Origin of the sequence: Methylorubrum zatmanii, from assembly GCF_014845115.1 — a bacterium.
Classification (GTDB): domain Bacteria; phylum Pseudomonadota; class Alphaproteobacteria; order Rhizobiales; family Beijerinckiaceae; genus Methylobacterium; species Methylobacterium zatmanii.
On record NZ_NKUI01000053.1, the window covers coordinates 35899 to 58161 of the forward strand.

General features: G+C 68.1%; 19 protein-coding genes. 11 read left to right on the forward strand and 8 right to left on the reverse strand.

The annotated features are described in order from the left end of the window. Positions 1-66 precede the first annotated feature (66 nt). The 8 genes from ybgF (at position 67) to MZTS_RS07790 (ending at position 9321) form a co-directional block, all read left to right on the forward strand. Positions 67-1074: a tol-pal system protein YbgF gene (gene ybgF / locus MZTS_RS07755; protein ID WP_009866222.1), complete on the forward strand. Its 1008-nt coding sequence runs from the start codon at positions 67-69 to the stop codon at positions 1072-1074. After that, entirely contained in the window at positions 1071-2102 is a 1032-nt protein-coding gene (gene tilS / locus MZTS_RS07760; RefSeq protein ID WP_009866221.1) for a tRNA lysidine(34) synthetase TilS, read from the forward strand. Before ybgF ends, tilS begins: the two co-directional genes overlap by 4 nt. A 137-nt stretch (positions 2103-2239) precedes the next feature. Then, on the forward strand, positions 2240-4168 hold the full coding sequence (gene ftsH / locus MZTS_RS07765; RefSeq protein ID WP_192283035.1) for an ATP-dependent zinc metalloprotease FtsH: 1929 nt from the start codon (positions 2240-2242) through the stop codon (positions 4166-4168). Between the two features lie 200 nt (positions 4169-4368). Next, a complete protein-coding gene (gene glmM / locus MZTS_RS07770; protein WP_192283037.1) occupies positions 4369-5709 on the forward strand; it encodes a phosphoglucosamine mutase in 1341 nt (446 codons plus the stop codon). Between the two features lie 282 nt (positions 5710-5991). After that, positions 5992-6864, forward strand: coding sequence for an outer membrane protein (locus MZTS_RS07775; RefSeq protein ID WP_192283039.1), 873 nt, complete (start codon positions 5992-5994; stop codon positions 6862-6864). Positions 6865-7118: 254 nt separating this feature from the next. Beyond that, positions 7119-7964 (forward strand): outer membrane protein, encoded by an 846-nt coding sequence (locus MZTS_RS07780; RefSeq protein ID WP_009861206.1) that lies wholly within the window; start codon positions 7119-7121, stop codon positions 7962-7964. Positions 7965-8149: 185 nt separating this feature from the next. Next, the gene (locus tag MZTS_RS07785) at positions 8150-9046 is read left to right on the forward strand and encodes an outer membrane protein (RefSeq protein ID WP_192283041.1); all 897 of its coding nucleotides are present in this window, start codon (positions 8150-8152) and stop codon (positions 9044-9046) included. A gap of 29 nt (positions 9047-9075) precedes the next feature. Beyond that, positions 9076-9321 carry a hypothetical protein gene (locus MZTS_RS07790; protein WP_192283043.1) on the forward strand — a complete coding sequence of 82 codons (246 nt, stop codon included), beginning with the start codon at positions 9076-9078 and terminating at the stop codon, positions 9319-9321. A gap of 12 nt (positions 9322-9333) precedes the next feature. Here the strand turns inward: MZTS_RS07790 and MZTS_RS07795 are convergent, their stop codons facing one another. After that, on the reverse strand, positions 9334-9882 hold the full coding sequence (locus MZTS_RS07795) for an HNH endonuclease (protein WP_192283045.1): 549 nt from the start codon (positions 9880-9882) through the stop codon (positions 9334-9336). 653 nt (positions 9883-10535) lie between these two features. Between MZTS_RS07795 and MZTS_RS07800 the strand changes: the two genes are divergently transcribed. Together MZTS_RS07800 and MZTS_RS07805 are read left to right on the forward strand one after the other, a co-directional pair. Next, the gene (locus tag MZTS_RS07800) at positions 10536-13259 is read left to right on the forward strand and encodes a DUF3772 domain-containing protein (RefSeq protein ID WP_192283047.1); all 2724 of its coding nucleotides are present in this window, start codon (positions 10536-10538) and stop codon (positions 13257-13259) included. A gap of 115 nt (positions 13260-13374) precedes the next feature. Next, positions 13375-13881 (forward strand): CAP domain-containing protein, encoded by a 507-nt coding sequence (locus tag MZTS_RS07805; protein ID WP_192283049.1) that lies wholly within the window; start codon positions 13375-13377, stop codon positions 13879-13881. 94 nt (positions 13882-13975) lie between these two features. On the opposite strand, the gene MZTS_RS07810 is transcribed toward MZTS_RS07805, so the two are convergent. Then, positions 13976-14809 (reverse strand): flagellar motor protein MotB, encoded by an 834-nt coding sequence (locus MZTS_RS07810; protein WP_192283051.1) that lies wholly within the window; start codon positions 14807-14809, stop codon positions 13976-13978. A 14-nt stretch (positions 14810-14823) separates the two neighbouring features. Next, entirely contained in the window at positions 14824-15597 is a 774-nt protein-coding gene (locus tag MZTS_RS07815; RefSeq protein WP_192283053.1) for a motility protein A, read from the reverse strand. 252 nt (positions 15598-15849) lie between these two features. Here MZTS_RS07815 and MZTS_RS07820 point away from each other — a divergent pair, with 252 nt between their 5' ends. Then, positions 15850-17622 carry a glucan ABC transporter ATP-binding protein/ permease gene (locus tag MZTS_RS07820; protein WP_192283055.1) on the forward strand — a complete coding sequence of 591 codons (1773 nt, stop codon included), beginning with the start codon at positions 15850-15852 and terminating at the stop codon, positions 17620-17622. 77 nt (positions 17623-17699) lie between these two features. Here the strand turns inward: MZTS_RS07820 and MZTS_RS07825 are convergent, their stop codons facing one another. The 5 genes from MZTS_RS07825 to MZTS_RS07845 form a co-directional block, all read right to left on the reverse strand. Further along, positions 17700-18236 carry a hypothetical protein gene (locus tag MZTS_RS07825; RefSeq protein WP_192283057.1) on the reverse strand — a complete coding sequence of 179 codons (537 nt, stop codon included), beginning with the start codon at positions 18234-18236 and terminating at the stop codon, positions 17700-17702. Positions 18237-18434: 198 nt separating this feature from the next. Beyond that, positions 18435-19166, reverse strand: a complete 732-nt coding sequence (gene pgl, locus MZTS_RS07830; RefSeq protein WP_192283058.1) for a 6-phosphogluconolactonase — start codon at positions 19164-19166, stop codon at positions 18435-18437. After that, positions 19163-20155 (reverse strand): phosphogluconate dehydrogenase (NAD(+)-dependent, decarboxylating), encoded by a 993-nt coding sequence (gene gnd / locus MZTS_RS07835; protein WP_192283072.1) that lies wholly within the window; start codon positions 20153-20155, stop codon positions 19163-19165. The genes pgl and gnd overlap by 4 nt, the downstream gene beginning before the upstream one ends. 116 nt (positions 20156-20271) lie before the next feature. Further along, the gene (locus MZTS_RS07840) at positions 20272-21867 is read right to left on the reverse strand and encodes a c-type cytochrome (RefSeq protein ID WP_009865772.1); all 1596 of its coding nucleotides are present in this window, start codon (positions 21865-21867) and stop codon (positions 20272-20274) included. A 50-nt stretch (positions 21868-21917) separates the two neighbouring features. Continuing rightward, a complete protein-coding gene (locus MZTS_RS07845; protein ID WP_192283059.1) occupies positions 21918-22262 on the reverse strand; it encodes a hypothetical protein in 345 nt (114 codons plus the stop codon). Position 22263: the final 1 nt, after the last annotated feature.

Sequence of the window (22263 nt, forward strand, 5' to 3'; positions counted from 1 at the left end):
GCCGACCGGCGCATCTGCTACCGCCATCACAGCCGCGAACGCGAAGATCGATCGGTGCCAGCCGCCATGCTCCGCCGCCTCCTCCTGACCCTCGGACTCGGCCTCGCGATTTCAGGGGCCGCATCGGCGCAGGACGCGTCGGAATTCGTGGTGCGTCTCAATCGCCTGGAAAACGTCTCTCGGCAGCTCTCGGGGCAGATCGAGACGCTCCAATACGAGAACCGCCAGCTGAAGGAGCAGCTGCGGAAATTCCAGGAAGACGTCGAGTTCCGCTTCCAGGAAGGGAAGGGCAGCGCCGCCGCGCCGCCCGCCCGCCGCGCGCCGGCGCCCGCTGCGGCGCCATCCTCGGGGACACCCTACGGCACCAATCCGGGGGAGGGGAAACCGGGCAAGCGCGGCGATGCCTTCGACCCCGAGCAGAACCCCAACGCGCCGGGCGCGCCGAAGCCGATCGGCGCGGTCCAGCCGTCCCTCCCGCTGCCGAGCGGAGCCATCGCCGAGGCCGAGCCCGCTTTGCGCCGCTCGGTTCCGCCGACGGTGGCCGAAGCGGATTCGGCAGGGGCCGACGATCAGGATCTGCCTCCGCCCGGCTTCGGCGGCCCGGTCGATCTGACGCCGCCCCCGGCGCGAACCGGCTCGATCGGCCCGGTCGAGGCACCGGCCAGCATCGCCGCCACCGGGACTGGCGATGCCCAGGCCGATTTCGAAGCCGCTTACGCCCTGGTGCGTGAGCGCCAGTACGAGCAGGCGGAAATGAGCCTGCGGCAGTTCATCCAGTCGCATCCCCGCGACCGGCTGGTGCCGAAGGCCACCTACTGGCTCGGCGAGAGCTATCTCCAGCGCAACCGCTCCCGCGAGGCCGCCGAGCAATTCCTGAAGGTGTCCACCGATTACGCGAATTCCCCGATCGCGCCCGAAGCCATGTTGAAACTCGGCGCCTCGCTGCACGCGCTGGGCGCCAAGGCGCAGGCCTGCGCCACCCTGGCCGAGGTCGAGCGCAAATTCCCGAGCGCGGGCACGACCGTGCGCCAGGGCGTCGAGCGGGAGCAGAAGCGCGCCCGCTGCGCGGCTTGACCGAGCCCCCGACCCGCATCGACGACCGCCTCGTCCGCGCCCTCGCTCCCTTTCTGGCCGATACCGACGCGACCGCACTGCTCGCCGTGTCCGGCGGACCCGATTCCACGGCGCTGATGCATGTCGCAGTCCGCGCAGGAACCGGTGCGCACCTGCGGGTAGCGACCATCGATCACGGCCTTCGCCCCGGCTCAGCCGGAGAGGCGCGGGCGGTGGGACATCTCGCCGGCGAGATGGGACTCACCCATGCCATCCTCGCCTGGGAATCGCCGCGCAGCGGCAGCCGTATTCAAGAGACGGCCCGTGATGCCCGCTACCGCCTGCTGACTGACCATGCCGCATCGCTCGGCGCAGATCTCGTTCTCACCGCCCACACCCTCGACGACCAGGCCGAGACGGTGCTGATGCGGTTGATGGCCGGAAGCGGTCCGGCCGGCCTCGCCGGGATGCGGCATGAACGCCCTCTGGCGCCCGGCATCCGGCTGGCACGGCCCTTCCTGGCGGTTCCGAAGGCCGACCTTGTCGCCTATTGCGAGGCGCATCGTCTCCCCTTCGTACGCGATCCATCCAACACCGACGAGCGCTTCGCCCGTGCCCGATTGCGGCGCCTGTTGCCGTTGCTGGCGGCGGAGGGTCTGAGCGCCGCTCGCCTCGGCCGTCTCGCCGAACGCGTTGGGCGGGACGAGGCGGCGCTGGAGCAGCATTCCGCCGCTGTGCTGGCCCAGGTCGCCGACACCGTGGACGGCGGGCTGCTGCTGGACGGCGACCGGCTCCGCCAGGAACCGCCGGCCATCGTCCTGCGCGTGCTTGATGCCGCGATCGACGCCGTCGCGCCGGCTTGTCCACAAGTGGCGCCGAGGCGGCTGGAACGCCTGGAAAACCTCGTGATCGAGGCGCTGCTGCCGGCCCTCGCGGAGGGGAGGGCGCTGCGCCGCACCTTACGCGGCGTGCTCGTGGAGGCCGACCGGACGCGCAAGCTACGGCTCGGCGCGGCGCCGCCGCGGCGGCGGGAACGCTCCTTTCCTTAGGCGCCGCGGTCGCCCTCGCCGCAGCTGCGCCCGATTTACTTGGCAAGGGGAGGGGCGCCGCCTACATTGGCCACGAGCGCGTGGAGCATGCCGCAACATTGCGGGGAAAACGCCCGCACGCCTCCCAGGACCGATCGATGAACCCGAATTTCCGCAATTTCGCCCTGTGGGTCGTCATCTTCCTGCTGGTGCTCGCCCTCGTGACCCTGTTCCAGAACCCGGGTCACCGCGGCGGCGGCAGCGAGATCGCCTACAGCCAGCTCCTGAACGATGCCGATGCCGGCAAGATCCAGTCGGTGACGATTTCCGGCCAGGATGTGAGCGGCACCTATGTGGGCGGCGGCAATTTCTCGAGCTACGCGCCGAACGATCCGAGCCTCGTCTCGAAGCTCCAGAGCAAGGGCGTGCAGATCACCGCGCGCCCGCCCTCCGACAACACGCCCTGGTTCATCCAGCTGCTCGTGAGCTGGCTGCCGATCCTCGTCTTCATCGGCGCCTGGATCTTCCTGTCGCGCCAGATGCAATCCGGTGCCGGGCGCGCCATGGGCTTCGGCAAGTCCAAGGCCAAGCTCCTCAACGAAGCGCATGGACGCGTCTCCTTCGAGGACGTGGCCGGCGTCGAGGAGGCCAAGGAAGACCTGCAGGAGATCGTCGAATTCCTGCGCGACCCGCAGAAATTCCAGCGGCTCGGCGGGCGCATCCCCCGTGGCGTGCTCCTCGTCGGCCCCCCCGGCACGGGTAAGACCCTGATCGCCCGCGCGGTCGCTGGCGAGGCCAACGTGCCCTTCTTCACCATCTCCGGCTCGGACTTCGTCGAGATGTTCGTCGGCGTCGGCGCCAGCCGCGTCCGCGACATGTTCGAGCAGGCCAAGAAGAACGCGCCCTGCATCATCTTCATCGATGAGATCGACGCGGTCGGCCGCCATCGCGGCGCCGGCCTCGGCGGCGGCAACGACGAGCGCGAGCAGACCCTCAACCAGCTGCTCGTGGAGATGGACGGCTTCGAGGCCAACGAGGGCGTCATCATCATCGCCGCGACCAACCGGCCCGACGTGCTCGACCCGGCGTTGCTGCGTCCCGGCCGCTTCGACCGCCAGATCATGGTGCCGAACCCGGACGTGACCGGCCGCGAGCGCATCCTGCGCGTCCATGTCCGCAAGGTGCCGCTGGCGCCCGACGTCGATCTGAAGACCATCGCCCGCGGCACCCCCGGCTTCTCTGGCGCCGACCTGATGAACCTCGTCAACGAATCGGCCCTGCTCGCCGCCCGTCGCGGCAAGCGGATCGTCACGATGCACGAGTTCGAGGACGCCAAGGACAAGGTGATGATGGGCGCCGAGCGGCGCACCCTGGTCATGACCGAGGACGAGAAGCGACTGACGGCCTATCACGAGGGCGGCCACGCCATCGTTGCCCTGAACGTCCCGGCGACCGATCCGGTGCACAAGGCCACGATCATCCCCCGCGGCCGGGCGCTCGGCATGGTCATGCAGTTGCCCGAGCGCGACAAGCTGTCGATGTCGTTCGAGCAGATGACCTCCCGCCTCGCCATCATGATGGGCGGCCGTATCGCCGAGGAGATGATCTTCGGACCCGACAAGGTGACCTCGGGCGCGCAGTCGGACATCGAGCAGGCGACGCGGCTCGCCAAGATGATGGTGACCCGCTGGGGCTTCTCGCCGGAACTCGGCACGGTGGCCTATGGCGACAACAACGACGAGGTCTTCCTCGGCATGTCGATGGGCCGCCAGCAGACGGTGTCGGAGGCGACCGCGCAGAAGATCGACGCCGAGGTGCGTCGCCTCGTCGAGACCGGCCTGGAAGAGGCCCGCCGTATCCTCGGCGAGCACAGGGATGACCTCGAGGCGCTGGCCCAGGGTCTGCTGGAATACGAGACGCTCTCGGGCGACGAGATCCGCAAACTGCTCCAGGGCGAGCCGCCGGTGCGCGATTCCGGCGACGTGCCGCCGACCCCGGCCCGCGGCTCGCCAGTCCCCTCGACCGGCCGCGGCCGGCCCCGGGGTAGCGATGGTGGCCTGGAGCCGAGCCCGCAGCCGCAAGGCTGAGGCCAGAGCCGACAGCAGAGAACGGAGACGGGCCCGCCACAAGGCGGGCCCGTTTCGTTTGAGGGACCGGCTTGGGCGGTTGAAAGCGGGCAGGGAAGTTCAATCGCCGTCGCTGTCGCACCATGGATTTGCCACGCTTTGATACCAGCCCTCTACCGATCCACGGTATGAGGGACCCGGGCCAACCGGGATCGACGAGCTTGCGCAAATATTTCGGAACCGACGGCGTCCGCGGCCGGGCCAATGGCGTCATCACTCCGGAGCTCGCCCTCAAGGTGGGCCAAGCGGCCGGCGTCGTGTTCCAGCGGGGCGATCATCGCCACCGCGTGGTGATCGGCAAGGATACGCGCCTCTCCGGCTACATGATCGAGACCGCCCTGGTCGCCGGCTTCACCTCGGTCGGGATGGACGTTCTGCTGCTCGGGCCGATGCCGACCCCCGCCGTCGCGATGCTGACGCGCTCTATGCGCGCTGATCTCGGGGTGATGATCTCGGCCTCGCACAATCCCTTCGAGGATAACGGCATCAAGCTGTTCGGCCCCGACGGGTTCAAGCTCAACGACGAGCTCGAACTGGAGATCGAGGGGCTGATCGACGGCGACATGCGCCGTTGCCTCGCCGGCTCGAGGGATCTCGGCCGCGCCAAGCGGATCGAAAGCGTCCATGCCCGCTACATCGAGTTCGCCAAGCGCACGCTGCCCCGGCACGTCACCCTGGACGGCCTGCGGGTGGTGGTCGATTGCGCCAACGGCGCGGCCTACCGCGTCGCCCCGGAAACCCTGTGGGAACTCGGCGCGGAGGTGATCTCCATCGGCGTCGAGCCCGACGGGTTCAACATCAACCAGGATGTCGGCTCGACCGCGCCGGAAAGCCTCGTGCAGAAGGTGCGGGAATTGCGGGCCGATGTCGGCATCGCCCTCGACGGCGACGCCGACCGGGTGCTGATCGTCGATGAGAAGGGCCAGAAGGTCGATGGCGACCAACTGATGGCCGCGGTCGCCCAATCCTGGAAGGAGGACGAGCGCCTGACCCAGCCGGGCCTCGTGGCGACGATCATGTCGAATCTCGGCCTGGAGCGCTTCGTCAACGGCATCGGCCTCACCCTCGCCCGCACCGCCGTGGGCGACCGCTACGTTCTGGAGCACATGCGCGAGCACGGCTACAATCTCGGCGGCGAGCAATCCGGCCACATCATCATGTCGGATTACGCGACGACTGGGGACGGTCTGGTGGCCGCGCTGCAGCTCCTCAGCGTCGTCAAGCGCCGCGACCTCCCGGTGAGCGAGGTCTGCCACTGCTTCGAGCCGTTGCCGCAGATCCTCAAGAATGTCCGCTTCCGCTCGGGCGAGCCCCTGCGGGCCGATTCGGTGGTAACGGCCATCGCCCATGCCAAGGACCGGCTCGGCCAAGGCGGCCGCCTCGTGATCCGCCCCTCCGGCACCGAGCCGGTGATCCGGGTGATGGCCGAGGGCGACGACCGCGACCTCGTGGCCGAGGTGGTGGACGAGGTGGTCGATGCCGTGACCCGCGCGGCCGCCTGAGAGCGGGAGCCCGGCCCATTCCAGCCGGGCTCACCCCCATAGGTCGCAAGAGCCGCTCGCCAAAGCGATCGAGCGCAAACCGGCTCCGTCCTCGCACGGGTGGTCCCGACCGAAAGCGGGGTACGATCACACCGGTTCTACTGCGATTTTCTAGAATGCCGGCATGCATTCGCAAGGCTAATTTTTTACGTTAAACGCGACTTAACGCTTCTGCGCCATTCTTCACCCGCATCTCCGGCCGGTCTGACATTCCGGCATGCTCGTCGGGTGAAGGAATTCTTAATGAGCCGCCGCTCCAAACTTCCCGCATTGGCGCGATCTCTCACGCTCCTTGCGGGCGTCGGAGTGCCCTGTCTCGCTCATGCCGCCGATCTGCTGCCGCCGCCCCCTCCGCAAGCCGTGATCCCGGAGCCGGTTGAGTTTGCCGGCGGATGGTATCTGCGCGTCGATGGCGGCTACGGCTCCCTCGACCTGCGCAAGACCATCGCCGAGGACGTGTCGCATCCGCCGAAGCCCTACGATTACGTCACTTTGCAGGACAAGGTCTCGAACCAGTACTTCGTCGGCGGCGGTGTCGGCTATCAGGTCAATCCCTGGCTGCGCATCGACGCCACCGGCGAATACCGCTTCCGTACCAAGTGGAAGCTCTTCGCCGAGGACAGGACCGGCGGCGATACCGGCGGTTACAACGCCACCGAAGGTCGGTTCGATTCCATCGTCGGCCTCGTCAACGGCTATGTCGATCTCGGCACATGGTACGGGGTCACGCCCTTCCTCGGCGCCGGTGTCGGCGTGGCGCATCACAGCTTCGGCGGCGTGACCGACAAGGGCTACGGCAATTATGACGGCGGCTACGGCATCGGCTCCCGTAACGAGCGGACGAACTTCGCCTGGGCCCTCCATGCGGGTCTCGGTTACGACGTGACGCAGAACCTCAAGTTCGAGGTCGCCTATCGCTATCTCAACATGGGCGAAGCCACGACCGGGGTCGTCACCTGCTCCCTGGAATGCCCGAAGACGGTCTACCGGGTGAAGGATCTGGACTCCCACGACGTCAAGGTCGGCCTGCGCTACCTGCTCGGTGGACCGGTCGCCGTCGCGGCGGTGGACTATGCGCCGCCCCCGCCGATGGCTCCGCTGGTGCGCAAATACTGAGCGCGGTCCGACGACGCGCAGGCCGTTTCGGCGAAAAAGGCCAGCCTCATCGAAACGACCACGGCGCGAAGAATCTTCGCGCCGTGGTCGTTTCAGGCTCCACCGGTCGGAAGCGCATTCCGGAGAAGAGCGGTCCGATCAACGGGACGGGAACGCCGCCGGTTAAGGTTAAGTCGATCATAACCATTGCCTGCAACAATGTTGTTCAATCGAGGCGCGGCCGCATCCTGGCGCTTCCTCCAACGAGGCCTTCCATGATCGTACCGCTCCGTCTCGGGCTCGTGGCCACCTTCGCGGCCGGGACGCTTGTCGGCGTCCTGGCCGGCGCCGCCGCGGCGGCGGATCTGCCGCCGCTGCCGCCGGCCCCAGTTCAGGCGACCCCGGTCGCCATCGGCAGCGGATGGTACCTGCGCGGCGACTTCACCCAGAGCTGGCCCGACCATCCGCGCGACGGCACCCGCCCCGATCCGAACGATCCCGGCATGCCGCCTCTGGTGGGCCTGCGGCTGAGCCCGGAAGGTGGCTATGGCGGCGGCATCGGCTATCAGATCAATCCGTGGCTGCGCGTCGATGCCACCATCGACCAGCGTACCGCCTCGTCGTTCCGGGGCTATTCCTCACGTTCGGTGTTCGAGACCGGCTACAATCTCGAGGCCGGCAAGCTCAGCGTGCTGACGGGCCTCGTCAACGTCTATGCCGATCTCGGCACGTGGTACGGCTTCACGCCCTATGTCGGCGCCGGTATCGGCTTCGCCGACAAGCGCATGAGCCGCAACTACACCCAGACCACCTGCCTGACCGACGGCTGCGACGGCCTCGACGGTACCGGCCCGCGCGAGCCGGCCTTCCGCGCCAACCACTCGGTCGCGACCTTCGCCTGGGCCTTGACGGCCGGTCTGTCCTACGAGATCGGCGCCGGGCTCAGCCTCGACGCGGCCTACCGCTACATCGATCTCGGCCGCGCCAAGAGCGGCGTCGATCTCTATGGCGGCAGCACACGCCTGAAGGATCTGGCAGCCAGCGAGTTCCGGGTCGGCCTGCGCTACCGCTTCGCCGACAGCCTGCTGCCGTTCGGCGCGACGCAGGCCTACGGCAACTGATCCGCAGGTCATTCGGCGATGGCACGGCGTCCGGGCTCGGTCCGGGCGCCGTTTTCGTTCGAGCGAAGAGACACTTGTGAGACCAACCGAGATCTTCTTCTCGAACGGAAAATTAAGGTTACCAAAGTACGGTCGGCCCATCAGCCCAGAGCAGTCTGCGACCCTGGTGCTTGAGGACGATGACGATGCGTATCGCGACCCTGGGTCTTGTTGCTGCCGTTCTGGCCTCTCCCGCTCTCGCTGCCGACCTCGATTACGGCGTTCTGCGCGGCTCCGACAACGATTACTCCGCGCCGGCTCCGCTCATCGATTGGAGCGGGTTCTATGTCGGCGGGCACGGGGGGTATTCGTCGGCCGCGCTCGGTTTCGGCAATGCCTTCCAGCCGATCGTCGCAAATGCCCTCAGGCACACCGTCGCCGAGGCGGAGATGAATGCCTCGCAGTTGTTGGCGGCTCGCGCGACCCATGTCGGCGGCACGAGCTACGGCGTCTACGCCGGCCTCAACTATCAATTCGATGAGGTCGTGGCCGGCATTGAGGCCGATTACACCTATTTGGGGAGAACCGGCAGCACCTTCGATCAGATCAGCCGCTTCTCGATCACGAAAGACAATTATCTCACGACGGTTTCGCTGTTAGGCGCTTCGAGCACAAAAATCGAGGATTACGGCTCGGTTCGCGGACGATTGGGCTACGCTTTCGAGAACTTCCTGCCCTACGTCACCGGCGGTGTAGCGGTCGGGCGCGCCGTCGTAAGCGACACGGTCGAGGTGCAGAACTACGGCTATGACAATGCCGCCTACACCGCCAGCCAGTCCGGCACGAAGACATTCATCAACAATTACGGCTACTCGGCCTTCTCGCAAACTAATCCTCCGGGCAGCACCCCGGCCCCGGGCACCGTTTACGGAGCTACGAAGAAGGTCACGATTGCCGGCGTCGCCCTCGGCGCAGGCGTCGAATATGCGCTCACCTCGAACATCCTGCTGCGCGGCGAGTACCAATACGTTCTGTTCAACGACTTCCAGGGCCACAAGGCCGAGCTGAACACCGTCCGCGGCGGCGCAGCCATCAAGTTCTGATCGTGGCGGGGAGCGAAGCGAGGCGTAGCATGCGGCATCTGCTTCCGATCCTGGCCGCCCTGGTGGCGGGTCTCTCCGCCTCGGCGGCGGCCGAAGGCGCTCCCCGGCGGCTCGCGCGTCAGCCGCTGGCTCAAGACCTGCCGCCCGACATTCCCTATCGCGATCCGCGTCCGCGCTTTCGCGCGCCGCCGGTCGCTTCCTTCCCCGTCCGAGCTTACCTACCGCGCCCGACCGACCTGCCGATGTTCAACGAGCCGCCGCAGCCGTTGCGGTGACGCGCAAGGCCGTCAGCTGTCGAGCTCGCTGTCCCAGTAGAGATAGTCGAGCCAGGTGTGGTGGTACTGGCGATGGTCGAATTCCGGCTGCCGGCGGTGCAGCTCGTGGCGCGTCGGCCGGTGCGGTTCGTTGAGGAGAGGCATCTCGGCCTCCTCCGGCGTGCGGTTGGCCTTGCGCAGATTGCAGGGCGAACAGGCCGCCACCACGTTCTCCCAGCTCGACAGGCCGCCGCGGGAACGCGGGACGACGTGGTCGAAGGTCAGACCGCCCGAGGGCAGCCGAAGACCGCAATACTGGCAGCTGAAGGTGTCCCGCAGGTAGATGTTGTAGCGGGTGAAAGCAGGGCTGCGGGCCAGCGCCACGTAGCTCTTGAGGGCGACCACGCTCGGCACCTTGAGGGACCGGCTCGGGCTGTGCGCCTCGACGTCGTAATTGGCGACCAGGGTGACCCGGTCGAGGAACAGGGCCGTGAAAGCGTCCTTCCAGGACCACAACGAGAGCGGATTATAGGAGAGCGGCCTGTAATCCGCGTTGAGCACAAGGGTTTGCAGATCGATCATCGACGCCACTCACTGCTCGTGACGGCGCCCCTCGGGCGCCTCGGCCTCGGACGAGGGGGGTCCGAAGGTCCATGCCGTGCCCGCGACGGGCTGCATCCCGGAGGCGCTTCGGAGCCGCATCGGGCGGTCCGGCATCCCGGAACGGCATCGGGCCTCCGGCCCGTCGCGTTCTCCCGCGCCGAACCGGTCACCGCAGCGCGAAGCGCTCCGGCCGGACGGCGCAAGACAATCTGTAGGGAGGCATCCTGACGGCGACGGCTTCCCCGGCCGGCGAGTCGTGCCGGTTCGAGCCGAAGCGGAGCGGGGCGGACAATCCGTGCCGCCTCCTCGCTGCGTGAGGATATGGCCAAGTCCATCGTTGCTTAGTGTAATATCAGCGTGACAAGGTTGTGAAGGCGGAGCGGCCGGCCCAGACGTCGCGGCCGCCGACTTTTCTGCGAAATCGCTGTTCCACCGCCGCCACCCGCACGCTTTCGCCCCATTGGCGGCGCAGACCGCCGACGATCCGCCGCTCTTGTGCAACGCGGCAAAACCCGGCACCCCTCGGCGATCCATCACGCGGACCTAGGTCAGGGGCTCGAACGGCCAGGCTGGCGCGATGGGCCGGTGCCGCACACCCGACGCGATCCGCTTCCCTCCCGCGAAGGATGACGATGCTACGACGCTCCCTTCTCACCCGGCTCCGCCACACGATGCGCGGCACGGCCCTGATCGCGACACTCGCCGCGACGGCCCTGCTGCCGAATACGGCGACGGGGCAGGGGAGCCCGCCTGCGGCACAGGCCCAACCTCAGGCCCCGGCCCAGCAGCCGGCCGCACAGCCGAAGGCCGGCGCAGCCCCCCAGGCCCCCGCCAACGGCCAACCCGCTCCGGCCGCCAAGCCGGCGGTCGCCAAGGCGCCGGTTTCCGAGGCCCTGCAGACCATCCGCGACCGGCTCGAGACCATCAAGGCGGATCTCGAAGCCCGTGAGAAATCGATTACCGGCCAGAATGTCGGCGCCGGCGACCTGACGCGCGCCCGCGACGGCCTCGACGGGCTCGCGGACCGGCTCCGCGCGGTGATCGACCTGCTCACACCCCGTCTGGAAGCGGCGCGGGAGCGCCTCGCCCAGATCGGCCCGAAGCCGAAGGAAGGGGAGGAGGGCGAGGACGTCGCCCGCGAACGCGCCGAGCGCGAACAGGCGGTCAACGACATCGACGGCACCCAGCGCCTCGCCAAGTCGCTGCTGGTGCAGAGCGATCAGATCGTCGACCAGATCGCCAACCGCCGCCGGGCCGCCTTCACCCGCGGCCTTCTGGAGCGCAGCTCCTCGCTGTTCAGCCCCGATCTGTGGGTGCGGGTCGCCGCCGATATCCCGAGGGATCTCAGTTCCCTCCGCTACGGGTTGGACGACACCATCGCCCTGTTCGGCCGCAACGGCAGCCTGTGGAACCTGCTCGTTCTCGGCCTTGCCTTCGGCCTGTCCTTCGCCCTGTATTTCGGGCGCCGCAACATCGCCCCGGCCCTGGGGCGCCGCGACCCCAATGTGACCAATCCCTCCAAGCGCGCCAAGCTGCTCGGGGCATGGCGCGTGCTGCTGCTCGGGACGCTCCCCGCCATCGCCGGCAGCTACGCGATCTACTACGCCCTCGACGCCACCGAGCTGCTGCCGGCCCGGTTCCTTCCGGTGGCGAGCGCCATCCTCGGCGGCATCGCCTTCATCGCCTTCGTCGAGGCGACCGCCGATGCGCTGCTGGCGGTCAACAAGCCGGCCTGGCGGCCGGCTCCCGTCTCCGATGCCGCGGCTTGGCGCATCACCACCCTGGCGGTCAGCATCGCCGTCGTCATCACGGTGTCGAAGTCGCTGGAGGCGCTCAACTCCTCGATCTACGCCGCGCTGCCGATCTCCATCGCCACCCGCGGCATCGGCGCCGTCGCCGCCGCGCTGCTGCTCGCCATCGGCCTCCACCGCTTCGCCGATACGGCGGAGAAGGAGGAGGAGTGCTTCGGCCCCTACGTCGCCACCGAGACTTCACCCGGCATCGGCGGCCCGTTGCGGCTGCTGGGCTGGGTGGCGGTGGCGGTGATCGCCGTCGCCCCCCTCGTCGGCTACGTCGCGCTCTCGGCCTTCCTCGTCGATCAGCTGATCTGGACGGCGGCCATCCTCGTCCTGCTCTGGCTGCTGATCGTCAGCGCCGACGTGCTGATCGGCGGCTCGCTGTGCGAGGAGACCCGCATCGCCACGACGCTCCAGGCCAATACCGGCCTGCGCAAGCGCTCGCTCAACCAGATCGCCGTACTCGCCACCGGCTTTGCCCGCGTGGTGCTGATCGCCATCGCCGCTTTGCTGGCGCTGGCGCCCTGGGGCCTCGATTCGACCGATGTCTTTTCCTCGGTCCGCACCGCCTTCTTCGGCTTCAAGGTCGGCGACGTCACGATCTCGCTCTCGGCCATCGCGTTCGGCGTCGGCATTCTCGTGCTCGGTGTGCTCATCACCCGCGCCGTGCAGCGCTGGCTGGAGAACACCTACCTGCCGGCCACCGACCTCGATGCCGGCCTGCGCAACTCGATCTCGACGGTCGCGGGCTATGTCGGCTTCCTGCTCGCGCTGGCCCTGTCGTTCTCCTATCTGGGCTTGAGCCTGGAGAAGCTCACCATCGTCGCCGGTGCGCTCTCGGTCGGTATCGGTTTCGGCCTGCAATCGATCGTCAACAACTTCGTCTCCGGCCTGCTGCTGCTGTGGGAGCGTCCGATCCGCGTCGGCGATCAGGTGTTGATCGGCGACAGCGAGGGCATCGTCAGGCGCATCTCCGTGCGTTCCACCGAGATCCAGACCTTCGACCGCTCGGCGGTGATCGTGCCGAACTCGAATCTGATCTCCGGCATCGTCAAGAACCGCGTCCGCGGCGACCGCACAGGCCGGGTCATCATCTCCGTCAACGTCCTGCGCAACCAGGATCCGGTGAAGGCGGCCGAGATGATGGTCGAGTGCGCCAAGGCCCATCCCGACGTGCTCAAGGAGCCGCCGCCGCGGGTGGTCTTCAAGAAGATCGGCGATCCCTTCCTGGAGTTCGAGCTGATCGCCCTGGTGATCGACGTGAATCTCGGCCAGAAGGTGCAGAGCGATCTGAACTTCTCGGTCTTCAAGACCCTCGCCGACGCACAGTTCATCCCGCCGATGGGGCCGGCCTCGAGCTTCATCACCGTCCAGGGCCTGGAGCCCGTCCGCGACGCCCTCGGCCAGATCGCCAGCGCGGTCGGCAACTCGGCGACGCAGGTGATCGCGTCTCCGGCCGCCACCGATTCGCAGGATGAGGATGCCGATCCGGCCCCGCGCGACGCGGCCCGCCGGGCGAGCCAGCAGCCGCAGGACGCCGCCCGTCGCCGTCACGGATGACTCCGTCCACAGCCGGCATCGACCCTGAGGATAGCGGGGCCGATGCCGGCGGTACACTTGAGTTCACCGCGGGCAGGCCCCACCTGAGCCGTCTGCCCACGGGAAACCCGCCTTCGTGCTCGGACGTCAGACCTTCCTCGCCGCCCCGGCGGCCCTCGCCCTCGTCGCCCTGCTCCAGGGATGCGCCGGGCAGGTGACGCCCGAGGCGACCGGGCTGCCGAGCATGTACCTGCCCCTCACCACCGGCAGCGCTTCCGTCGATACCGTCGCTGCCCGGGACATGATCTCGGCCTATCGCCGCAACAACGGCGTCGCGCCGCTCGCCGTCGATCCCGAGTTGCAGAGGCTGGCAGAGACCGAGGCCGCAGCCATGGCCGCCTCCGACCGGCCGAGCAAGAGCCAGACCGTGCGCGCGGCCGTGACCCGGCTCGGCTATGCCGGCGCGGATGCCAACCTCTCGGCGGGCTATCACACCCTGGCGGAAGCGTTTTCCGGCTGGCGGGACAGTCCCCCGCACCGCGCCGTGATGCTGTCGCCGGAGGCGACCCGGATGGGTATCGCCACAGCCTACGCGCCGGGCTCGAAGTACAAGGTGTACTGGGCGCTGCTCGTCGCGAAGTAGGAACGGCCTCAGTGTCTCTCACAAACTCCCGCTGCGCCGTCGCGGCCAGAGAGGACACGGTGCGGAATCTGCAGTTTTGTGAGGCACTCCAAGCTCAAGGCACAGGCTTGCCGTTCGGCGTCGGCGGCGCCTCCGACAAGAGCGTCACCGTCACCCGGCGATTGGCCGCGAGATAGGGGTTGTCGGGAAACATCGGCTCGGTATCGGCCTTGCCGGCGACGGACGCGAAGCGGTCGTCCGGCAGCCCGGCATTGGCGAGGATGTCGCGCACGCTCAGCGCGCGGTTGGCCGAGAGTTCCCAGGGCGGAGCCGTGTCACGGGTGCCGGGGCGGGCGGTCGCGGTGAAGCCGGTCACGGCGATGCGGTTCGGCAATCGTACGAGCGTGGGGGCCAAGCGCTCCAACAGGCGCCGGGTCCGGTCGTTGGGGCGGCTCGACCCTTCCGCGAACATCGACCGGCCGTCCTGATCGACGATGGAGATGTCGAGGCCCTTGCGGCTCGGGGCGATGACGATGTTCTTCGACAATTCCGCGACCTCGGGCATGTCCTGCATCGCCTGCCTGAGGGAGGCGGCGGCCTGCCCGAAGGCGTCGGGATAGCCGCGATCGGGGATGCCGTCGTCGAGGCCGCTGTCGATCTGCGGCGGGGTCGTGCGGTCGGTGGCGCGCTCCGGCGGCACGTCGCGCAGGTGCTTGAGCTTGTCGGCGGTCGGAATCCCCTCGCTTTCGAGGATGCCGGCGAAGCGGGATTCCTTGTTCACACCGAAGGCGTCACGCATCGAGCCGGCGACCACCTGGAGCTTTTTCTGATCCTGGGTCGAGTAGGCGGCGATCATGACGAAGAAGCTCATCAGGAGCGCCATCAGGTCGGCGAAGGTCACGAACCAGCCGTGTCCGCCGTGGGCGCCGCCGCGCTTCTTCTTGGCCACCGCTCACTCCCCCGTCACGCCGGTTCCGCGGCGAGATCCTCGCGGTGGTTCGCCGGCAGGTAGGCGATCAGCATCTCGCGCACCAGCGACGGGCTCTTCTGGTCGCGGATCAGCAGGATGCCGTCGATGATGAGGGAGCGGGACACGTCCTCCTCCTCGACCTTCACATGCAGCTTGTCGGCGATGGGCAGGGTCACGAGGTTGGCGATCAGCGCCCCGTAGAGGGTCGCCAGCAGCGCGGTCGCCATGGCGGGGCCGAGCTTGGAGGGATCGGACATGTTGGCGAACATCGTCACCATGCCGAGGATGGTGCCGATCATGCCCCAGGCCGGGGCGCAGTCGCCGAAGGCGCGGTAGATCTTCGAGCCCTCGTCGAGATGCATCAGGAAGTTGTCGCGATCCCGCTCCATCGTGTCGCGGATGAAGTCGCGGTCGTAGCCGTCGGCGATGTAGCGCGCGCCCTGAGCCAGGAACGGGTCCGAAATCTCCATGTTTTCCAGGGCGATCGGACCGGACTTGCGCACCACGTCGGCGATCTTGGTGATTTCCTCGATCAAGTCGTGCGGCTTCACCGCCCGCATGGTGAACGCGTAGCGCAGGCCCATCGGCACGCCGTGGGCGATGGTCGAGAAGGGGAAGCGGATGATCGTCGCCATCACGGAGCCGCCGAAGATGACGATCACGGCGTGCTTGTCGAAATAGGCGGCGAAATTGCCGCCATCGATCATGATCAGCGTGAACACCACGCCGATGCCGCCGAGCAGCCCCACACCGGTTGCGAGATCCATGATGCGACGCCCGAGCCCGGCCCATCCCTCGGGCCTTGCCCCAGATCTAAAAAAACAGGCTGAAGGAACGGTAAAGGGCTTGGCGCCGGGCGCGCCGCGCCGTCATGTGCCGTTCAGGGGAGGGGCGGCATAAGTTCCCGTACCGATTGATCGAGCGCCCCTTCGTGGAGCCCGTCGAGCGGTGCCGGATCGAACCGGCTCACCAACGGGTACCCGCGGCCTGCGGCCGAAGGGGAGGGGAGCGAAAGCACGATGTCGATGATTCGCATCTATGCGCGGGTGCTCGGCCTGCTCGGAGCGGAGAAGCGGCTGGCCATCGGCCTGATCGTGGCCAACGTGGCGCTGTCGGTGGCGGCCTTCGCCGAACCGCTGATCATGGGCCGCATCATCGACGGCCTGACCCATCTCTCGAAGGATTCGCCGGCCACGGCGCTCATGCCCTGGATCGTCGCCTGGGTCGTCTTCGGCCTGTTCACCATCGGTGCGGGCGTCGCCATCGCCCTGCATTCCGACCGGCTGGCCCATCGCAACCGGCTCGCCACCATGGCGAATTTCTTCGAGCACGTGCTCGAGCTGCCGATCGCCTTCCATTCCTCCAACCATTCGGGCCGCGTGCTGAAGGCGATGCTGGAGGGCACCAACGGCATGGCCTGGGTCTGGCTCAACTTCTTCCGCGAACACTTCGCCGCGCTCCTCTCCGTCGGCGTCCTGCTGCCGCTGACGCTGTTCGTGAACTGGCGTCTCGGGGCGATCCTCTGCGTGCTGGTCCTCGTCTTCACCGGGCTGGCGAGCTACGTGCTGCGCCGGACCGAGACGCTGCAGGGCGAGGTCGAGCACTTCCAGTCCGGCCTGGCCGCCCATGCCTCCGACGCCCTGGGCAATGTCGCGGTGATCCAGTCCTTCACCCGCGCCCGGGCCGAGAAGGAGGCGATGCGCAGCATCATCAGCGACCTGCTCCGGGTTCAGATTCCGGTGCTGTCGTGGTGGGCGATGGCCAATGTCGCGACCCGCGCCTCGGGCACGCTGACCATGACCGCGATCTTCATCACCGGCATCTTCCTGCACCAGAACGGCTCGGCCTCGGTCGGTGAGATCGTCGCCTTCATGAGCCTCGCCACCATGCTGGTGACCCGGCTCGACCACGTGGTCACCTTCGTCAACGGCGTGTTCATGCAGGCGCCGAAGATGCGCGAGTTCTTCGAGGTGCTCGACACCGTGCCGACCGTGCGCGACCGGCCGCAGGCCAAGCAGGTCGCCCGCTTCGAAGGCGCGGTCGCGTTCGAGGACGTCACCTTCTCCTATGACGGCCGCCGTCAGGCGCTGGACGGAGTGTCGTTCACCGCCCTTCCCGGCGAGACGGTGGCGCTCGTCGGCACCACCGGCTCGGGCAAGTCGACCACCCTCGGCCTGCTGCACCGAACCTTCGATCCCGAGAGCGGCACGATCCGCATCGATGGCACCGATATCCGCGATATCGGCCTCTCGTCCCTGCGCCACAACATCGGCGTCGTGTTCCAGGAGCCGATGCTGTTCAACCGCTCGATCCGGGAGAACCTTCAGGTCGGCCGCCCCGACGCGACCGATGCCGAGATGCTCGATGCCCTCGAACGGGCCCAGGCCGGCGAGTTCATGGCCCGTCAATCCGACGGCCTCGATACGCTGATCGGCGAGCGCGGCCGCTCGCTCTCCGGCGGCGAGCGCCAGCGCCTGTCCATCGCCCGGGCACTCCTGAAGAACCCGCCGGTGCTGATCCTCGACGAGGCGACGAGCGCCCTCGATGCCGCCACCGAGCGCAAGCTTCAGATGGCGCTGGAGACGGTGATGGAGGGGCGCACCACCTTCGTGATCGCCCACCGCCTCGCCACGATCCGCAACGCCGACCGCATCCTCGTGTTCGAGGACGGACGGATCGTCGAGGCCGGCAGCTTCGACGAATTGGTCGCCCTCAACCAGCGCTTCGCGGCGCTCGCCCGGGCCCAGTTCATGGCCGCGCAGGAAGAAGAGGACATGCCGATGGCGGCGTGAGCCGGCGAGCCAGAGCAATCCGGTCGCGGCCGGGTCGGATCTCCGGCCCGGCCGCAATCGTCTCGAGACTTCGGATTTCAGGGTCGCGGTCGGAGCCTCAGGCCCGGTCGCGGCGGATGCTCGACCGTCAGCGCCGGCACCGCATCGAACGCGGCCTCGTCGACATCCAGGGTCGGCAGCGGTTCGAACAGGGCCGGAGAGGTCGATCGCCGATCTTCATCGGATCGCGCCTCCTCCCGCTGCCCCTCGTGCCGCTGCGTCTCTTGGGCAGCGTCCGGTCGGACCGCTGCGGGATGCGCGGTTTCAGACGCTTCCATGGCCTCGGCGGGCGCCGACCGTAACGACCGCTCGGCCTCCGACCCGTCGTCGGACCCGGCCGGGAGAGGATCCGTTGGAATCGCGGCGGACTGGACTGGTTGAGCTGGGTCCCGGCGCAGCTCCGCATGTCGGAGCGACGACGCTTCGAGGGGCACGTTCGCCCGGATCTGCGGCGCGAGGATCAGGGATGCGGCAGCCGACAGGAGGACCAAGCCGAGCCCGATGCGTCGAACCGGAATCTGCGCCCGCCGCTGCAGCGGCTGCAGCGGGCCGGGCAGGATGCGGGTGCGGCGCAAGCGGAAACGGGGCCGGCGCGAGAGAGGCCACAGGTCCCGCAGGGCGCCGTAGTGAGCTACCGGCCCACGTATGTTTCCTGATCGGTTCATGACCATCCTTAACACACCGGTAAGGCTGGAAGCGAAATTGCGGCGATGCCGTTTCCGGGTACACCGCCGGATCGCTCAGCCCTCCGGCGTCGAAATGCGTGCCGATGCTCAGAGACCGGCCGCCTCGCGGTCGATGAACCACCTCACCCGCCCGTTGCTGCGGATATGCCGCACCGGCAGATCCTCACCGTCCGCCAGCCGTTGCAGCGGCTCCCGCTTGCCCGCGCCGTTGACGAGAAACAGCGTGGAGCGGGAGGAGGACAGGGCCGGAACGGTCAGGGTGATGCGCGGCACGAACGGTTCCATCCCGGCCTCCGGCACCGGCGCAACCCAGGAGTCCCGTTCGGCCACCGCCGGCTTGCCCGGAAACAGCGAGGCGGTATGCCCGTCGCTGCCGAGCCCCAGCAGGACGAGATCGAAGAGCGGCCGGTTCGGATCGAGCCGTTCGGCGCCGTAGAAATCGCGCAGCATCCGCTCATACCGCCGCGCCCCGGCCTCCGCCCCCGCATCGGAGGGGATGAAGGAGAGATGGGTCGACGGGACGGGGGCGGCGTGGCCGAAGGCCTCGCGGACCATGCGCACGTTGCTCAGGGCATCGTCCCAGGGCACGACCCGATCATCGCCGAAGAACCAGTGGATGCGCGACCACGGCACCCGCTCGACGAAGCCGGGCGAGGCGAGAAGCGCGTAGAGCCGCTTGGGGGTCGAGCCACCGGACAGGCAGATCGCGACCCGGTCGCCCTCCGCGCTCTCCGCCATCTCGATCAGATGCTCGGCGGCGGCGCGGGCCGTCGCCTCCGCATCCGCCATCACGTCCGTGCCGGGGGGAAGCGGGATCATGGCGTGGGCCCCCGGCGCGGCGGTTCCAGATGGCCGCCGAAGCCCTTGCGCATAGCGGAGAGCAGCTTGTCGGCGTAGCTCTCGTCCTCACGGGAGCGGAAGCGGCGGTAGAGCGCGCTGGAGAGAACGGTCGCCGGCACGGCCTCCTCGATCGCCGCATTGATGGTCCAGCGACCCTCGCCGGAATCCTCGACGAAGCCGGAATAGCCTTCGAGCCGCTCGTCGCCCGCCAGGGCCGCGGCGGTGAGGTCGAGGAGCCAGGAGGAGACGACGCTGCCCCGGCGCCAGACCTCGGCGATGTCGCCGAGATTGAGGTCGAACCGGCGTGCCTCCGGGATCTCGGGGGCGTTGGCGTGACGCAGGATGTCGAAGCCCTCGGCATAGGCCTGCATCAGCCCGTACTCGATGCCGTTATGGACCATCTTCACGAAGTGGCCAGCGCCGCTCGGCCCGGCATGGATGTAACCCTGCTCGGCGCGGGGATCGCGCGCCTCTCGGCCGGGGGTGCGCGGGATGTCGCCGAGGCCCGGCGCCAGGGTACGGAAGATCGGGTCGAGACGGTCGACCGCCTCCTTATGACCGCCGATCATCATGCAATAGCCGCGCTCCAGCCCCCAGACGCCGCCCGAGGTGCCGACATCGACGTAGTGGATGCCGCGCCGGTCGAGATCCTGGGCCCGGCGCACATCGTCCTGGTAGAAGGAATTGCCGCCGTCGATGATGCAATCGTCGGCCGCCATCAGCCCGCCCAGAGCCGTCACCGTCTCCTCGGTGATCTGGCCGGCGGGCAGCATCACCCAGGCGGTCCGCGGCGCCTCCAGCTTGGCGACGAGATCCTCCAGGCTCTCCGCCGCCGTCGCTCCCTCGGCCGTCAGCGCCTCGATCGCCTTCGGATCCCGGTCGTAGACCACGGCGGTGTGGCCATCCCGCAGGAGGCGGCGCACGATGTTGCCGCCCATTCGGCCGAGGCCGATCATGCCGAGTTGCATCCGCTCGAACTCCCATCGGCGGGTGATCACGGTCTCCGCGCGACCCTTCGCGGCTCGCCCGGCAACGCTCCGTCACCACCCTCGTCTTCGCCTAGGGTAGGCTGCAAACGCGGGAATCAAGGCTTGGGCGGCGTCGTGACCGAGGCCGGCGGCTGATCCGAGCCGGCATCCGCCTGCTTTTCGGGATTCTTGACCTGGCTGTAGGCGACGTTGCCGAACGAGCCGATGGTGGCGGACCAGCCGAGCGGAGCCGTCTCCTCCTGCCCGCGATTGGCTTGGCAGAAGGCGGCGAGCAGCCCGTTGACGACGGCGGCATCACCCGCCTGCGGCGCGGCCGCCTTCACCTGCGGCGCGACGCGGGAGAGGACCGGCACGAAATCCGTCGGCTTGAGCCCCTTGAGCACATCGCCGCCGGTCGCCTCGGCGACGCTCTTCTTGAGGGTCTCGTCGTCGGTGGTCGAGCACGGCGCGTTGCCCGCCAGCATCGTCTTGATCTTATCCCGCGCAGTCGCGACCACTCCGGTCTCGGAGACGACCGGCGCCGTGTTGCCCCAGGAATTGCGGATGTAATCCGTGACGTCCTTGATCTGCTGGTCGGTCATCTCCTGGCCGATGGCCGGCATCGGTGCGTAGCCGTTCTGGGCGGCCAGCCCGCCAACGATGACGTTGATGACGGTCTCCGGCCCTGCGGATTGGACCGAGGTGTTGCCGGCCAAAGCCGGGATCGCGCCCTCGGCGCCCTTCCCGTCCGGCCGGTGGCAGGACGAGCAGTAGGTGAGATAGGTGTCGGCCCCCGGCGCGCCGGGCTGGTTGAAGGCCTGGAGATCCTTCTCCTTGTAGGTCTGCTTCGCCGGAATCGTGCGCAGATAGGCGACCATCGCCTTCAGGTCGGAATCGGTCATCTTGGACAGCGATTCCTCGATGGTCTGGCGCATCGGCCCGGCGGCCACGCCCGGCCGGTTGCCCGGTGCCGTCCCGGTCTTGAGGTAGGTCACAACCTCCTCGTCGCTCCAGGCGCCGATGCCCTGGTGACCGTCCGGGGTGATGTTGGGCGCGTACCAGCCGTCGATCACGCCGCCGCCGAAGCGGCCGGCGAGGCTCGTATTACCGACGAGCTTGCGCTCGTTGTGGCACATGCCGCAATGCCCGAGCCCCTCGACCAGATAGCCGCCGCGATTCACCTCCTCGCTGGCATTGGGATCGGGCTTGAAGCGGCCCTCGGTGAAGAAGGCGGTGCGCCACGTGATGAGGGCGGTGCGGATGTTGAACGGGAACGGGATGTTGCTCTCTTCCCGCTTCTCCTTCACCGCCGGCACCGATTTGAGGAAGGCGAAGATCGCCTTGGTGTCCTCGTCGGAGACCTTGGTGTACCAGCCGAAGGGGAAAGCCGGGTAGAGATACTCGCCCTCGTCACCGATGCCGTGACGGAAGGCCCGCTCGAAGGTCTCGTAGGTCCACTTGCCGAGGCCGGTCTCCTCGTCGGGGGTCAAGTTGGGCGTCTTGATCGCACCGATGGGCGTGTTGAGGGTGTAATTGCCGGCCAGGAACTTGCCGCCGGGCTTGGTGTGACAGGCGGCGCAATCGCCTGCGGTCACCAGATATTCGCCCCGTTTCACCAGATCGGCATCCGCCCCCTGCGCATGGACCGGGGAAGCGGAGAGCAGCGCGGCGAGCGCGAGCCATCCGGAGCCGAAGGCGGTGAGGCGTGTCATGGAAAGCGAACTCCAGATGGCGGAACAGCCCCGGCGAGAATGGTTCTAAATTATTGGACGACGCGCACGGAACGTGGCCTATCTCCGGTTGTTCCGCTTCGCCCGGTCACAGCCCCGCGAGAGGCGGCGCCGCTTCGGCGGAACCGCAGCACCAGATCGCCGAGATGGGCGACGAGGGAGACGGTCAACCAGAGGGCGACGACGGACCAATCCGCCCCGGTCAGGGCCGCCCGCAGGCTCAGCATCAGCGCGGCGCCGGAGGCGAGGGTACAGAGGAGCGCGGCCGTCCCGGCCCCGCCGAAACGGGCTCGCCATCCCAGCAGCGCCAGCGTCTCGATCAGGACGAGGACGAGGATCGCATCAACGATCCGCCCCGAGGCGAAGAGATCGGCCACG

Excerpts from the sequence above, each read along its gene's own strand:
- ybgF (WP_009866222.1), top strand. The coding sequence starts at position 67 with ATGCTCCGCCGCCTCCTCCTGACCCTCGGACTCGGCCTCGCGATTTCA.
- ftsH (WP_192283035.1), top strand. The coding sequence starts at position 2,240 with ATGAACCCGAATTTCCGCAATTTCGCCCTGTGGGTCGTCATCTTCCTG.
- MZTS_RS07775 (WP_192283039.1), top strand. The coding sequence starts at position 5,992 with ATGAGCCGCCGCTCCAAACTTCCCGCATTGGCGCGATCTCTCACGCTC.
- MZTS_RS07780 (WP_009861206.1), top strand. The coding sequence starts at position 7,119 with ATGATCGTACCGCTCCGTCTCGGGCTCGTGGCCACCTTCGCGGCCGGG.
- MZTS_RS07785 (WP_192283041.1), top strand. The coding sequence starts at position 8,150 with ATGCGTATCGCGACCCTGGGTCTTGTTGCTGCCGTTCTGGCCTCTCCC.
- MZTS_RS07790 (WP_192283043.1), top strand. The coding sequence starts at position 9,076 with ATGCGGCATCTGCTTCCGATCCTGGCCGCCCTGGTGGCGGGTCTCTCC.
- MZTS_RS07795 (WP_192283045.1), bottom strand. The coding sequence starts at position 9,882 with ATGATCGATCTGCAAACCCTTGTGCTCAACGCGGATTACAGGCCGCTC.
- MZTS_RS07800 (WP_192283047.1), top strand. The coding sequence starts at position 10,536 with ATGCTACGACGCTCCCTTCTCACCCGGCTCCGCCACACGATGCGCGGC.
- MZTS_RS07815 (WP_192283053.1), bottom strand. The coding sequence starts at position 15,597 with ATGGATCTCGCAACCGGTGTGGGGCTGCTCGGCGGCATCGGCGTGGTG.
- MZTS_RS07820 (WP_192283055.1), top strand. The coding sequence starts at position 15,850 with ATGTCGATGATTCGCATCTATGCGCGGGTGCTCGGCCTGCTCGGAGCG.
- pgl (WP_192283058.1), bottom strand. The coding sequence starts at position 19,166 with ATGATCCCGCTTCCCCCCGGCACGGACGTGATGGCGGATGCGGAGGCG.
- gnd (WP_192283072.1), bottom strand. The coding sequence starts at position 20,155 with ATGCAACTCGGCATGATCGGCCTCGGCCGAATGGGCGGCAACATCGTG.
- MZTS_RS07840 (WP_009865772.1), bottom strand. The coding sequence starts at position 21,867 with ATGACACGCCTCACCGCCTTCGGCTCCGGATGGCTCGCGCTCGCCGCG.